This window comes from Clostridium sp. DSM 17811 (genome assembly GCF_018861905.1).
GTDB lineage: Bacteria > Bacillota > Clostridia > Clostridiales > Clostridiaceae > Clostridium_AD > Clostridium_AD frigoriphilum.
Map to the genome: position 1 here is coordinate 177,024 of NZ_JAHLDU010000005.1, position 14,304 is coordinate 191,327.

The window sequence follows — 14,304 nt, forward strand, 5'->3', positions numbered from 1 at the left end:
ATATATAATCTTTCAATAGAATTACACAGTATAAATTTATCAAAAAAACTATACGTAAAGAGGTGTCATTAATGAATTATATATATCAAAATCCTTCACTTACACCAATGGAAAGAACATTAAACCTACTTTCACTTATGACTTTGGAAGAAAAAGTTGGACAGATGATGCAAATAAGTTATAGCATGGTGAATCCAACTGAAGCGGAAGAGTGGGTCAGCAAAAAATTCTCAGGCTCTTTCCTTCACGTTCTAGGAGATAATGCAGATCATCTTCAAGAATTAGCATTATCTACAAGACTTGGAATTCCGCTTATATTTGGTATAGATGCTATACATGGTCATGGACTTCTTAATGGGGCAACAATATTTCCTTCACAACTTGCTATGTCATGTAGCTTTAATACAGACCTTATAGAAAAAGCTGGGCGCGTAACGGCTAAAGAAGTTGCTGCTGATGGCTTACATTGGACGTTTTCTCCTGTACTTTGCATTGGACGCGATGCAAGATGGGGACGTATTGATGAGACATTTGGAGAAGATCCTTATCTTATAGGGATATTAGCTTCTGCAATAATCAAAGGATATCAAGGTGAGAATTTATCTGATCCAAATAGTATATTGGCTTGTGCTAAACACTATTTAGCTTATGGTGAAAGTACAGGTGCTAAAGATGCTTACGACACTGAAGTTACGGTAAGAAAAATACGAGAAGTTTTTTTGCCACCATTTAAGAAGGCAGTTGAAGTTGGTTGTGCTACCTTCATGACGGGATATCAATCTATAGATGGAACACCTATGGCAGCCAATAAAAAAATGCTAAAAGGCATATTAAAAGATGAACTTGGATTTGAAGGATTTGTAGTTACAGATTGGAATAATACAGGGAGCCTTGTGAGTAATCAAAAAGTATCTCCTGACATTTTCGATGCGTCTAAGAAAACTATCGAAAGCGGAAATGATATGATTATGAATACTAATGATTTTTATGACGCTACTTTGGAGCAAGTTAAAAAAGGTGAAATTTCTGAATCACTTATTGATGAAGCCGTTAAGAGAATACTAAATATTAAGTTTTCAATGGGACTCTTTGATGGTAAGAAAAGACGTGGTTATGTTTCTAAAGACGTTATTAATTGCGTTGAACATCAAGAAGCTAATATTCAGCTCACAAGAGAATCTATGGTATTGTTAGAAAACAAAAATAACACATTACCACTTAAAAATATTAAAAAAATCGCTGTAATAGGTCCTAATGCAGATGATATACAAGCTCAGTTCGGGGATTGGACATTTTTCAGCCATCCGAATCCTAGCCCCGATGCTATACCTAATTTTGAGTATTATACCATGTTAAGAGGGATCCAAGAATTGGCTTCATCTAAAGAGGTAGAAGTTAGCTATCATAAAGGCTGCGATATTATGAATAAAGAAGACATAGATATAGATGGTGCTATTAACTCATGCAAGGATGCGGATGTAATAATTGCTGTGGTGGGAGACTGCCTTGCACTAAACGGTGAGTTTAAAGATAGAGCTACTCTTGATTTATCTGGATCTCAACAGAAGCTTTTGGAAGAATTAAAAAAATTAAATAAACCTTTGGTTGTTGTACTAGTTAATGGCAAACCCCTATCAATTCAATGGATAACGCAAAATGCAGATGCAGTCATAGAAACTTTTAATTCTGGAACCTTAGGTGGAAAAGCATTGGCGCAAATTCTGTTTGGAGAATTTAATCCTTGTGGAAAACTTACTATCTCATTCCCATATCATAGTGGGCAAACGCCTGTATATTATAATCATTTGCCAGGTTGGCATAGTCCTAAATATGCAGATATGCCTGTAGCAGAACCTTTATATAGTTTTGGTTATGGACTGTCTTACACTAATTATGAGTATTCTAATCTCAAGCTTTCTAAGGCAATATGTTCAAAAGAGGATACTATAACAGTAAGTGTTGATGTCACTAATGTGGGTGAGTCTGATGGTACAGAAATTGTACAGTTATACATTAACGACATTGTAAGTTCTGTTATGACTCCTGTAAAAGAATTAAAAGGCTTCAAAAGAGTATTTATAAAAGCTGGAGAGACAAACACCGTAAATATTAATTTAGCCATTTCAGATCTTATTATTGTAAATGCTGATGAAGAATATGTAGTTGAGCCAGGAGAGTTTGAAATTATGGTAGGTTCAGACTCAAGAGATCAAAGTCTGATTAAAGAAATTCTTACAGTAAAATAGTTATAAATTATTAATGAACTCAAAAGTTGTGGATATTATAACTAATAGCAGTGCTAGCCAAAAAAAGTTGGTTAGTTCTGCTTTTTTTATATTTCAAAGAGTACATGTTCAAGAGTTATATTATTGTATAATAATAAGTATTGACAAAAAAGTTTTAAGAGTTAATATTAATTCATACCCTAACCAACGAGGTGAATGAATGAAAAAAAGCTGTATATTAGGTAGGATAAACGAAATCAACTCTATTTCTAATAAGTTTAAAACCAGAGGCGTTATATATAAAGCAGAATTAGTAGAATAATTAAATATGGAAATGGGAGGAATAATAATGAAAATAGAAGTGTGGTCCGATTTTGTGTGTCCGTTTTGTTATATAGGTAAAAGGAGATTAGAAATTGCTTTAAAAAAATTTGAATATAAGGATGAGGTTGAATTAGTTTTTAAAAGTTTTGAGCTTGATCCGTCATCTAAAAAGAAATTTTATGGAAATATTCATGAGATTATAGCAAAAAAATATGGCATACCGGTAGAACAAGCTAAAGCATCAAATAACCAAATAGCTGCAGAGGCTAAGGCTATAGGTCTTAACTATAATTTTGATGATTTAATTCCAACGAATACTTTTGATGCTCACAGGGTAGCACATTATGCAAAAACACAAGGTAAGATGAATGAGTTATCAGAAAGAATTTTAAAGGCATATTTTGTAGATTCTTTAAATATATCTGATAATAAAGTATTAGCTAGTCTTGCTTACGAGGTCGGTCTTAATAGCGAAAAAGTATTAAGTATTTTGGAATCAGATCAGTATAGTAACGAAGTAAGAAAAGATGAAGAAACAGCTTCAGGGCTTGGAATAAGTGGTGTTCCATACTTTGTAATTAATAATAAATATACGGTATCTGGAGCACAACAACCTGAAATATTTTTAGAGGCACTTGAGAAAGCAAGAGAAGACGAATATAAGTAATATTGTAGCTACGCAGGAGATGATTTGGTTATTTTTAAGGGGGGTAAGTATCAATGGATAAAAAATTATTAAAGCTTTATTCACTTGAAGAAGCTAAAAAAGAGCTATTAAATATTTCTAAATCAAATAGAGTAGAAGCGCCAATATGGTCTTTATATAAGATTTTAGTACATTGTAGTCAAACAATTGAATATTCTATGGAAGGATATCCTAAACTAAAACCTAAGTTTATTCAAATTACTGTAGGCAAAATAGCCATTAAAAAATTTTTAAAGCAAGGATTTATGAAACATAGTTTAACTGCACCAGTTCCAGATGCTCCAGTAATACCTAATGAAGGGGATGCGGTAGAAGCAATGCAAAAATTAATTTCTTCCATAGACAAATTTTTGGGGTATAAATCTGATTTATATCCACACCTTTTGTTTGGAAAATTAACAAAGATTAATTATGATAAGTATTTTGCAATGCATATCGCAGATCATTTATCAGAATTGAATTATTAATAAATAAATTGCGATTTAAATTTTTATGAAACTATAAGTTTGATAACATAAAATTAGCTTTATAAAGGAGAAAATATAGTTATGGTTGCATCAAAAATTTTAATAGGATTAATAGCTTTTGAACATTTATGCATAATGTGGATTGAGATGTTTGCATGGACTACATTGGGTAAAAAAGTATTTAAAGTTTTACCAGAGGACTTATTTCCTAAAACTAAAGTCATGGCAGCAAATCAAGGGTTATACAATGGGTTTTTATCTGCAGGCTTAATATGGTCTTTATTTATTAAAGACTATATGTGGTCAAATAATGTGGCTATATTCTTTTTGTGTTGTGTAATAATGGCGGGTATATATGGAGCAATTACTGTAACAAAGAGCGTATTTTTCAAACAATCACTTCCAGCAATAATAGTTATGGCAGTATTTTTTCTAAAAGTATTATAAAATTCTGATATAATGTTTTTAGAATAGTTATAAAGGAGTTATTAAATGAAGTATTATTTAGCACCAATGGAAGGAATTACGGGATACGTATATAGAAATTCTTATAAAAAATTTTTTAATAATATTGATAAATACTTTACACCTTTTATTGTTACAAATAAAAGTAGAAGTCTTAAGTCTAAAGAATTAAGAGATGTTTTACCTGAAAATAATAAAGGAATGAATGTAGTTCCACAAATACTTACTAACGATTCAGAAGGTTTTATTATTACTTCTAGAAAATTACAACAATTAGGGTATAACGAGGTTAATTTAAATTTAGGCTGTCCTGCTGGAACGGTTGTTTCAAAAAATAAGGGCTCAGGATTTCTAGCCAAAAGAGAAGAACTCGATATGTTTTTAGGTGAAATATTTAAAATAGATGATATGAAAATTTCTATAAAAACTAGAATAGGAAAAGATAATCCAGAAGAGTTTTATGAGCTAATAAAAATTTACAATAAATATCCTTTAGAAGAATTAATTATCCATCCGAGAATACAGAAAGATTTTTATGGGAATAAACCTAATTTAGAGGTATTTAAAGATGCATTATCTTTAAGCATAAATCCAGTATGTTATAATGGGGATATTTTCACTAGTGATGATCATAATAAATTAATGAAAACTTTTCCAGAAGTAAAAACAGTAATGCTAGGAAGAGGAATAATAGCCAATCCAAGGTTGATGAATGAGATTAAAAATAATGCTAATATAGATAAAAAAATATTAAAAGATTTTCATGATGAAATTTTAAATAAATATATAGAAGTATTTGATGAAGATAGAAATGCAATATTTAGAATGAAAGAATTATGGGGATATATGATTTACATGTTTTCAAATAATAAAAAATATGCTAAAAAAATAAAGAAGTCACAAAACTTAAGTGAATACAATGAAGCTGTCTTAAGTTTATTTACTGAGCAGGAGATCATAGAAGGGGCTGGATTATTTAATAATAAATATTAAATAAGTATGATTAAGAAGAGCAAGAGAAGATAACTATCTTTTGTTTTTGCGAGGAAAGATGATATAATATCAACATCTAAGAATAAAATTGTCTAATAGATAAATTAGGGTGGGTTAGGGCGTCGAAATGATTAATACATATAAATTATTGATAATTGAAGATGATAAAAACATGTGTGAAGTGTTAAGTAATATTCTAAGCAAATGGGGATTTGAAGTAATTGTATGTGAAGATTTTGAAAAAATAATAGAGTGCTTTAAAGAATGTGAACCTAAGGTTGTTCTTATGGATATTAATCTTCCAATTTGTGACGGATTTTATTGGTGTAAAAATATAAGAAAAACATCTAAAATACCAATTATATTTGTATCTTCAAGGGATAGTAATATGGATATAGTAATGGCAATTAACAATGGTGGAGATGATTATATACAAAAACCATTTGATTCAAATGTGTTAATTGCAAAAATACAAGCTATTATAAGAAGGACATATGAGTATAAAAATGAAGAAGCAAGAGTATTAAAATGTGATGATTTATTGTTAAATTTAGATAATACAACCCTTTTATATAATGAAAATTCTTTAGAACTTACAAAAAATGAAATGCTCATTTTACAAACTCTTATGGAGAATAGGGGAAAAGGGGTTTCTAGAAGCAAACTAATGAAAAAGCTTTGGGATGACGATATATATGTTAATGAGAATACTTTAACAGTAAATATTAATAGATTAAGAAATCGCTTAGAGCAAGTTGGAATAAAAGATTTAATAATAACACAAAAAGGCATTGGATATATAATATTATGATACTAAGTCAACTGTTTGGATAAAAATCCTGAATGGTTGGCTTTTTCTTAAGAGACAAAAAATATAAGTATTTATATAAAGGATAAAAAGGGGAAAATAGTAGATGAAGATAATTGATTATATGAAGATTAATAAAGTATGGTTAACAAATAATATAATAATTTTTATAATAACTAATTGTATAGTATATAGCAGTAGTACTATAAATAAAACGGTTAAAGATATTGTGTATATGGACGTACTTATTTTATTAATAGCATTTATAACTTTTACCTATGGATATATAAAAGAAAAAAATAAATACAGTAATATTTTGAAATTCAATGAGGGATTAGCTAATAAAACAAATGATTTTCATTTAAATATTGTTTCAAATATTTTAGAAAAACAAAGTTTAGAATATCTAAAGAAGGAAGAAAGTTTAAAAAACAATATAAATGATTTTGAAGATTATATTACAAAATGGGTTCATGATATTAAAATTAATATTGCTATTGTTGATTTATTATTAGAAGACTTGGAAGAGGATGAATCGCAAAAGATAATATCTGAAATGAAACAAATGGAGTTTAGTGTAAATCAAGTTCTATATGTTACAAGAGCAAATAATTATAATTTAGATGTGAAAAGTGAGCAAGTAGCAGTAGGAGATGAAATTAGAAAGGCAATAAAAGTGAATGCAATATTTTTCATAAACAAAAACATTGAAATAATATTAGATGTTGAAGGTTTTAATATACTAAGTGATAGAAAATGGATTCACTATATCCTTTCTCAAATTATTAATAATAGTAGCAAGTACACCAATGAAAATGGACAATTACATGTTTTGAGTAAAGAGGATAGCAAGGCTTATTATTTACATATTAAAGATAATGGAATTGGTATTCCAAAGGAAGATATAAATAGAATATTTAATAAAGGATTTACTGGGAAAAATGGAAGAACTAGAACTAAATCAACTGGCATTGGCTTATATTATGCAAAAAAGATGTGTAATAATTTAAATATAGATTTAAAGGTAGAAAGTAGAGCGGGAGAGTACTCTGAATTTATTTTAAGCTTTTACAAGCTAGCCGATTACTATAATGTTACACCAATGTCACATTAGAATCTAATTTGTAACCTTGATAGGTGGAGGAGTAATCGGGTATAAATTATACTATAGATACGAGGTGATAATATGAAAAAAATTGTAGCGGTATCAAAGTTAATTAAAGAATATGGAAGGTTAACTAATAAATATAAAGTATTAAAGGAAGTAGATTTAGAAATTAATGAAGGTGAATTTATTAGTATAATGGGACCTTCAGGTTCAGGGAAAACTACCCTCTTAAATGTAATGTCAACAATAGACAAAGCAACTTCGGGAGAGGTTTTAATTGATGGTAAAGATGTGAACAGTCTAAAAGAAAATGAATTGGCTAGGTTTAGGAGAGACGTAATAGGTTTTGTATTTCAAGATTTTAATTTGTTAGATAATATGACAATAAGAGATAATATTGCATTGCCATTAACTTTAAACAATGAAAAGGTAGAGATAATATTAGAAAAGATTATTAAATTAACAAAACTCTTAGGAATTGAAAAACATCTAGATAAATATCCTTATCAATTGTCAGGGGGCCAAAAGCAAAGAGCAGCAATCTGTAGAGCATTAATTACATCTCCAAAGGTGATTTTTGCAGATGAACCAACCGGTGCTTTAGATTCTAAAGCAGCTATAGAAGTTCTTGAATGTTTTGTAAATATAAATAAAAATTATAATACTACAATTATAATGGTAAGTCATGATGCTAGGGCTACAAGCTATGCAGATAGAGTAATGTTTTTGAAAGATGGAAATATATTTGGTGAGTTGGATAGCAATGGAGATAAAAACGAGATGTTTAAAAAGATTCTTAATATGATAGCTATGATGGGGGGAGAAAGCGATGAACTCATTTAAACTATCATTGAAGCTTTTTAAGGATAATATAAAGGTATATAAACTTTATTTGCTTATAACAATTGTATCTGTTGCAACTTTATATAATTTTTTAGCCATAGAAAACAATGATGCATTTACTGCAATTAGTGAAAGGTTTCAGGCAGCAAGTGTAGCAAGTCTTTCATGTGGATTTATTTTAGTATGTACAGTAATATATTTTATATTTAATGCAGATAAATTTTTTCTATTAAATAGGAAAAAGGAGACCGCCTTGTATATGTTAATGGGAATTACTCAATCAAAAATTGGACAGGTATTTGCAATAGAAAGTTTATTGCTTGGGGTTACCTCTATAGTTAGTGGACTTGCATTTGGTATGATTTTATCTAAATTATTTTTTATGTTACTCGCAAAATCAATTTCTTTAAATGTAGAGATACCTTTCAAAATATCATTAAACTCTATTTTTATAGTGATTATAGTATTCTCATGTATTTTTGGAATATTAGGTTATAAGAAATATAGAGTGGTAAAAAAAAGTAAACTCATAGATATGATTAATGCTACAAAGGAAAAGGAAGATCTACAAAAGTTAAGGTATTTTAAGGGAATTTTAGGGGTACTATTAATTTTAGCTGGCTACTTAGTTGGAGTTATGATTAAGATATGGGATCTAGATTTGATGTTTTCATCTATGACAGCACTATTATGTGTTTCAATAGGAACATACTTTTTCTTTGGAAGTTTCATGTCCATAGTTTTTAATAAGATGATTAAAAACAAAAAAATGGTATATAAGAATGTTAGGTTAGTAAGTATTTCTAATGTGTATTTTAGACTAAAAGGGAATTATCGTAATCTAGCTATGACGGCAATATTATGTGCAGCAGCTATAACAGCCTTTGGAGTAAGCTTATCCTTTGAGAAAGTTGCCCAAAAAGAAATTATTAAAGAATCTCCATATAGTTTTAGTTATGAAAGTAACGATGAAAAATTAAAAGAGAAAGTAGTAGGAATAATTAATGAATCTAATAATAAGTTAATTGGAATTAATGAAAATAAATTTTTCCTCGGAAAGATTGACTATATAAACTATCCTAGAAAAGTAGATTATAATAATGAAGCAATAATAATAAGCTATTCAACATTAAAAAAGAATTTAGAGTTTCTGAATTATAAAGTAACAGATAATATTAAGCCTAAGGGAGGCGAGGCTGTTTTTATAATAAGTGCAACAACATTAGCATCTCCATTGAATGCTCTGAAAAAAGAAATAAAAATAAAAAATAGAGAATATGTAATTAAAAAACAAGAAGATGTACCTTTTACTGGGATTATAGAGAAATTAGGAAAAAAGAATATATATATTTTAGAAGATGATGAATATGAAAAGGTTAAGGAAGGGTTTAATGAAACATCTTTAAATTGCGTTCAAATAAGTAAGGAGAAAGAAGCAGACCAATTAATATTAAATATAAGTAAAGTCATAAAAAAGGATAAGATATATCCACATATTAATGAATATACATGGGATTATTATGCAATAGAAATATTTCATTTTTTAGGGTTAATAATGTCTATAATATTTATACTTTCAACCTTTAGTACAATTTATTTTAAAATATTAAAGGATGCCTTCATGGATAAAGAGCAGTACAAAATATTGAAGAAAATAGGTATGAGCAAAGAGGAAGTAAAGAGATCTGTGTATGTACAAGTTGGAATTTCATTTATTTTACCTGGTAGTGTAGGGATATTCCATAGTATTATTGCAATGAAGATGTTAGAACAAATAATGAATTTTTCATTTAATACCCAGTTAATAATTGCGATATGCTTATATTCAATAACAATGATTTTATTCTATTTTTTCATAAGTAATAATTATGTGAAGATGGTCTATGAAGAAGGTGATAATAATGCTTAAAAAGACACTAAAGATATTAAAAAAAATTATTGTTGTGATATTAGCATTGTTAACAATTATATCTATAGTAGGTCAAGTTCGAAAAGATCTAGAAAAGGACGATGTTAATCATTTAGGTACATTAGTTAAGGTTGATGGTAAAAAAATACACGTATATTCTGAGGGAGTAGGAAAAAAAACAATTGTTTTAATGCCTGGTTTAGGAAGTATTGCACCTTCAATTGATTTTAAACCTTTGATTAAAGAATTAAAAAAGGACTTTAAAGTAGTCGTTGTTGAACCCTTTGGTTATGGGTTTAGCGATGAAACTCCAAAAGAGCGTAGCGTAGAAAATATTGTTGCTGAAACCAGGGCGGCATTGAAGGAAGCGAATATAGTTGGAACATATATACTTATGCCTCACTCTGTATCAGGCATATACGCTCAGTATTACGCAGCAGTTTATCCGAAAGAAGTTGAAGCAATAATTATGATGGATACAACATTAGTTAAGGCATGTCTAGAAGAAGCGGATAAAGTTGATTTATCTATTGGTAAAAAGCAATATATCGCAGCTACTGTAGGAAATTTTTTAGGCATTGATAGGATATACTATAATAACATTTATAAAGATGAAGCTTGTTTTTCACAAAAGGATAAAAATGATTTGGTTAAAATGGGGGTACAAAATCCATTTAACAAAACTATGGAAAATGAAGTTAATATGATATTAAAGAATTGTGAAACAGTTAATAAAACTAGAATGTCAAAGAATTTGCCAATACTAAAATTTATTGCAATTAGATCTATGAAAGATATAAATAATGAGAAATATACAAAAATAATGAGTAAAAATTTAAATGAATTTAAGCGGTATACTAAATTTAGTTATTCTACTATAGAAGTAAAACATTACATTTTCTATACGAAATCACAAGAGATTGGGAAAAAAACTCGAGATTTTTTAGACAAGCATGATAATTAATATTCTTAAGAAGAAAAACCTTTGCTGAAAAATATAACGTTAGCAAATTAGATTATGCCACAGGTAAATCTTATTACTTTTATACAATGCTATTTATTTTAACTAATTCTTAACCTTTTATTTGGTATAATAAATTTAAAATAAAAGATGGAGGTAACAAAGCATATGAAGATATTGATTATTGAAGATGAAATAGAACTTGTTCGTGCATTGGCAAAGGGATTCATGAAAAAAGGATATGTGGTTGAAACCGCAACAGATGGTAAAGAGGGCTTAGAACTTTATTATATAAATGAATATGACATTATTATTCTTGATTTAAATCTACCATCCATCGATGGTATAGATGTGCTCTGTTCCATACGCAAGGAAGATAAGAGACAGAAAGTATTGATTCTATCTGCGCGTTCTGATGTAGAGAATCGCATTAAAGGGCTTGACATGGGTGCTAATGATTTTCTTTCAAAACCATTTGATTTTGGTGAACTTGAAGCAAGGGTACGTTCTCTTTTGAGGCGTGAAATTATTCAGCAAGATGTTGTTTTAGAGTATGGACCAATCAAACTTAATACCCAATTAAAACAAGTAACAACAAATGCGGGCGTCACAGTTGAGCTTGCACCAAAGGAATATGCTATATTGGAGTACCTAATGCTAAATACTGATAAGGTAGTTAGCTCTGAAAAACTAATAGAGCATATTTGGAACAGCGAGGCAAACTATTTTACTGATTCTGTTAAGGTACACATAAGTAATATACGGAAAAAGCTTAAAGAAGCATGTGGCATAGAATTAATTATTACTATGCGAGGTCACGGTTATCTAATTAGTAAGGGAGAATGGTAAATGAACAAAAGAATATCATTACGTATGAGGCTAACACTGATTACTTCTTTGATTCTTATACTTATGTGCGTTGGACTAACACTTTTCAACTTTTATAATCTTAATTGGAATTTGGTAACACCTATGGGAACAGCAATAACGGCCAACTCTGTTATTGCTGAATCCGCAGAGGGCACTGTCACTAATAATGATTCTAATGAGAGATTGACGGCTACAATGCAATCGAATGTCAATATATTTTCAAATGCTAGTGTTATTTTTATGCTTAGTGTTATCATCAGTGGTACTCTAATAATGTATATTGTAGCAGGTGTTATATTAAAACCAGTAAAGCTGTTGACACAAGAAATTATTAAAATAGATAAGAATCAATTGTCTTCCCGTATAACGGATTTTTCTGCAGGTGACGAACTAAATAAGTTAGCTGATTCATTTAATTCCATGCTTGAAAGATTAGAGGCAACTTTCATCAGAGAATCACGTTTTTCAGCCGATGCTGCACATGAGCTTAAAACGCCATTAACTGTGATAAAAACCAATATTGACGTATTGTATTTAGATGAGGAGCCTTCGAAGCAAGATTGTTTAGAAAGTTTGGAGGTTGTAAAAAAACAAACAAATCGTATGATAGATCTTGTTAATGATTTATTGGATATGTCTACAGTAAACAGTTGTAAAATGGGTGGATTGGTAAAAGTGAATGAAGTGGTAGAGGAAATAATTGAAGAATTAGCACATAGGATTACCGAAAAACATATTTTATTACAATTGGATTTAAAACCATGTAGTGTAAAAGCAAACTCTGTCATGTTAAAACATGCAATTTCCAACATTGTTGAAAATGCCATAAAATATAACTATGAAGCTGGAAAAATTGAAGTTATAGTTTTTCCTAAGGAAAATAGTTGTGTTATTTGTGTAAATGATACCGGAATTGGTATTAGTGATGAACAATCAAGATGTATTTTTGACCCATTTTACCGTGTAGATAAATCCCGCTCACGAGCTGTAGGAGGCGCCGGTTTAGGACTTGCAATTGCAATGGATATAATCTCAAAGCATCATGGGACTATAAGTTATTCTTCTGCTAATCCAAGTGGGAGTACTTTTAAAATTGTACTTCCTCTTGCATGAACAATATTATAAGAATTCTAAAGCGACCTAAGAAATTTTTCTGGGTCGCTTTTTCTTTACCTAATCTTAACTTTGATTCCTATATAATAAAATCATCAAGTGCTTGTAAAAATTTATTATACGAGGAGAAGATAGTATGAAAATGATAATAGAAAAGAAAAAAATTATAGTGCTACTAACTGTGGGAGTTATGATGATGAGTACAGTTTTAAGTGGCTGTGGTCAAAAAAATGTGATTAAAGATAAAAATGGTATAAATATTAATAAAAAATATTCTGATGAAGTCATGGTTAATATTGACGGCTCGAAGCAGAAGTATGATGAAAAAAGTGTGACAAACGGTTTAATTAGCAAGGAGACGGGTATTGGTATTAAATATACGGAACAACTTAAGACTTTGATTGAAAAAAATAACATCTTTACATGGAAAAATCCACCAGATAGTTTTAATTTTAAATATGAATCAGAAGAATTAGTCAACCTAGGACAGTCAGCAGACAAAAAAGCTAAAGAGGAAGAAAAAGCCAAAGCTTCATCAACAGGAAGTGCAGAAAGTTTAAAAGCTTTAAGCAAAGTAACAGCTGATGCGTACAAGGAATTAGAGAAAAAATCACCAAAAATGTCATTTGATTATGCAGCTGTATATAGAGTTCCAGATGAAAAAAATAATGATGGTGGAAAAGATACGGAAATTCAGATGAAAGAGCTGTATAAAAATATAGAAAAGATCGCAGTTTTTAATAAGAATACTTATTATTTAGCTTATAATACGGATTATTCAAATTTAACATTGAATGATAAAGATAAAGCAAACATTAAAAATTTGATAGGTGATATTAAATTGCTGAAAAATAATATCTGTATATTTCCAGAAGACGATACAAAAGAAGCAGCTGTTGGGTTTAAAGGTACTATTGATAAATTTAACACAAAAACACTAGACGGACAAAATATAACAGAAAGCTCCTTTAAGGATTATGATATTACAATGATAAATATTTGGGCTACTTATTGCGGACCGTGCAAGGAGGAAATGCCTGAGTTACAAAAGTTATATGAGAAGTTACCCAAAAATGCCAATATGATTTCAATTTGTACTGATGCTGAAGATGAGCCAGATCTTGCAAAGGAAATTATAGATTCTGTAAAAGGTAAATTTAAAGTAATTATTCCAGACAAAAATATAAAAGAAACCTTGCTTAGTAAAGTAAAGGCTGTGCCAACAACTATATTTGTAGATAAATCCGGAAAATTGGTTGGAGATATAATTGTGGGTGCTGTTAATGAGAACGGAAGCATATCAGAAGGATACTTAAAGAAAATTAATGAGCGCTTGAAAATGATAGGGAAATAGCTATGAAAGTTATAAAAATGCTGAAAAATAATCTTAAATATTGGATGCTTATTTTTTCATTAGCTTTTATGACATATGGAGTTATGATCCGAGAAGAACAGAAAATTGTTTTAAGAAAAGCTATTAATATATGTCTAGAATGTATAGGAGTTGGATAA

14 protein-coding genes are annotated in these 14,304 nt (G+C 29.4%); all 14 read left to right on the plus strand.

Annotated elements, in window-relative coordinates:
- The first annotated feature begins 71 nt into the window (after positions 1-71).
- Positions 72-2,246, plus strand: coding sequence for a glycoside hydrolase family 3 N-terminal domain-containing protein (locus KPL44_RS09055; RefSeq protein ID WP_216248902.1), 2,175 nt, complete (start codon positions 72-74; stop codon positions 2,244-2,246).
- A 328-nt stretch (positions 2,247-2,574) separates the two neighbouring features.
- A complete protein-coding gene (locus KPL44_RS09060) occupies positions 2,575-3,216 on the plus strand; it encodes a DsbA family oxidoreductase (RefSeq protein WP_216248903.1) in 642 nt (213 codons plus the stop codon).
- Between the two features lie 53 nt (positions 3,217-3,269).
- The gene (locus KPL44_RS09065) at positions 3,270-3,722 is read left to right on the plus strand and encodes a DUF1569 domain-containing protein (protein WP_216248904.1); all 453 of its coding nucleotides are present in this window, start codon (positions 3,270-3,272) and stop codon (positions 3,720-3,722) included.
- A gap of 81 nt (positions 3,723-3,803) precedes the next feature.
- Positions 3,804-4,169 carry a DUF1304 domain-containing protein gene (locus KPL44_RS09070; RefSeq protein ID WP_216248905.1) on the plus strand — a complete coding sequence of 122 codons (366 nt, stop codon included), beginning with the start codon at positions 3,804-3,806 and terminating at the stop codon, positions 4,167-4,169.
- Positions 4,170-4,214: 45 nt separating this feature from the next.
- On the plus strand, positions 4,215-5,180 hold the full coding sequence (locus tag KPL44_RS09075; protein ID WP_216248906.1) for a tRNA dihydrouridine synthase: 966 nt from the start codon (positions 4,215-4,217) through the stop codon (positions 5,178-5,180).
- Between the two features lie 127 nt (positions 5,181-5,307).
- A complete protein-coding gene (locus tag KPL44_RS09080; RefSeq protein WP_216248907.1) occupies positions 5,308-5,991 on the plus strand; it encodes a response regulator transcription factor in 684 nt (227 codons plus the stop codon).
- 103 nt (positions 5,992-6,094) lie between these two features.
- Positions 6,095-7,102: an ATP-binding protein gene (locus tag KPL44_RS09085; protein WP_216248911.1), complete on the plus strand. Its 1,008-nt coding sequence runs from the start codon at positions 6,095-6,097 to the stop codon at positions 7,100-7,102.
- 72 nt (positions 7,103-7,174) lie between these two features.
- Positions 7,175-7,939 (plus strand): ABC transporter ATP-binding protein, encoded by a 765-nt coding sequence (locus KPL44_RS09090; protein ID WP_216248912.1) that lies wholly within the window; start codon positions 7,175-7,177, stop codon positions 7,937-7,939.
- Entirely contained in the window at positions 7,926-9,848 is a 1,923-nt protein-coding gene (locus KPL44_RS09095) for an FtsX-like permease family protein (RefSeq protein ID WP_216248913.1), read from the plus strand. The genes KPL44_RS09090 and KPL44_RS09095 overlap by 14 nt, the downstream gene beginning before the upstream one ends.
- On the plus strand, positions 9,841-10,812 hold the full coding sequence (locus KPL44_RS09100) for an alpha/beta fold hydrolase (RefSeq protein WP_216248914.1): 972 nt from the start codon (positions 9,841-9,843) through the stop codon (positions 10,810-10,812). Before KPL44_RS09095 ends, KPL44_RS09100 begins: the two co-directional genes overlap by 8 nt.
- A gap of 165 nt (positions 10,813-10,977) precedes the next feature.
- Positions 10,978-11,658 (plus strand): response regulator transcription factor, encoded by a 681-nt coding sequence (locus KPL44_RS09105; protein ID WP_216248915.1) that lies wholly within the window; start codon positions 10,978-10,980, stop codon positions 11,656-11,658.
- Positions 11,659-12,792 carry a sensor histidine kinase gene (locus KPL44_RS09110; RefSeq protein ID WP_216248921.1) on the plus strand — a complete coding sequence of 378 codons (1,134 nt, stop codon included), beginning with the start codon at positions 11,659-11,661 and terminating at the stop codon, positions 12,790-12,792.
- 136 nt (positions 12,793-12,928) lie between these two features.
- On the plus strand, positions 12,929-14,146 hold the full coding sequence (locus KPL44_RS09115; protein ID WP_216248923.1) for a TlpA family protein disulfide reductase: 1,218 nt from the start codon (positions 12,929-12,931) through the stop codon (positions 14,144-14,146).
- A 2-nt stretch (positions 14,147-14,148) separates the two neighbouring features.
- On the plus strand, positions 14,149-14,304 hold the full coding sequence (locus KPL44_RS09120) for a CD1871A family CXXC motif-containing protein (RefSeq protein ID WP_216248925.1): 156 nt from the start codon (positions 14,149-14,151) through the stop codon (positions 14,302-14,304).

Bases quoted from the DNA above. Each gene is read 5' to 3' on its own strand.
- KPL44_RS09055 (WP_216248902.1), top strand. From the start codon at position 72: ATGAATTATATATATCAAAATCCTTCACTTACACCAATGGAAAGAACA.
- KPL44_RS09060 (WP_216248903.1), top strand. From the start codon at position 2,575: ATGAAAATAGAAGTGTGGTCCGATTTTGTGTGTCCGTTTTGTTATATA.
- KPL44_RS09065 (WP_216248904.1), top strand. From the start codon at position 3,270: ATGGATAAAAAATTATTAAAGCTTTATTCACTTGAAGAAGCTAAAAAA.
- KPL44_RS09070 (WP_216248905.1), top strand. From the start codon at position 3,804: ATGGTTGCATCAAAAATTTTAATAGGATTAATAGCTTTTGAACATTTA.
- KPL44_RS09075 (WP_216248906.1), top strand. From the start codon at position 4,215: ATGAAGTATTATTTAGCACCAATGGAAGGAATTACGGGATACGTATAT.
- KPL44_RS09080 (WP_216248907.1), top strand. From the start codon at position 5,308: ATGATTAATACATATAAATTATTGATAATTGAAGATGATAAAAACATG.
- KPL44_RS09085 (WP_216248911.1), top strand. From the start codon at position 6,095: ATGAAGATAATTGATTATATGAAGATTAATAAAGTATGGTTAACAAAT.
- KPL44_RS09090 (WP_216248912.1), top strand. From the start codon at position 7,175: ATGAAAAAAATTGTAGCGGTATCAAAGTTAATTAAAGAATATGGAAGG.
- KPL44_RS09095 (WP_216248913.1), top strand. From the start codon at position 7,926: ATGAACTCATTTAAACTATCATTGAAGCTTTTTAAGGATAATATAAAG.
- KPL44_RS09100 (WP_216248914.1), top strand. From the start codon at position 9,841: ATGCTTAAAAAGACACTAAAGATATTAAAAAAAATTATTGTTGTGATA.
- KPL44_RS09105 (WP_216248915.1), top strand. From the start codon at position 10,978: ATGAAGATATTGATTATTGAAGATGAAATAGAACTTGTTCGTGCATTG.
- KPL44_RS09110 (WP_216248921.1), top strand. From the start codon at position 11,659: ATGAACAAAAGAATATCATTACGTATGAGGCTAACACTGATTACTTCT.
- KPL44_RS09115 (WP_216248923.1), top strand. From the start codon at position 12,929: ATGAAAATGATAATAGAAAAGAAAAAAATTATAGTGCTACTAACTGTG.
- KPL44_RS09120 (WP_216248925.1), top strand. From the start codon at position 14,149: ATGAAAGTTATAAAAATGCTGAAAAATAATCTTAAATATTGGATGCTT.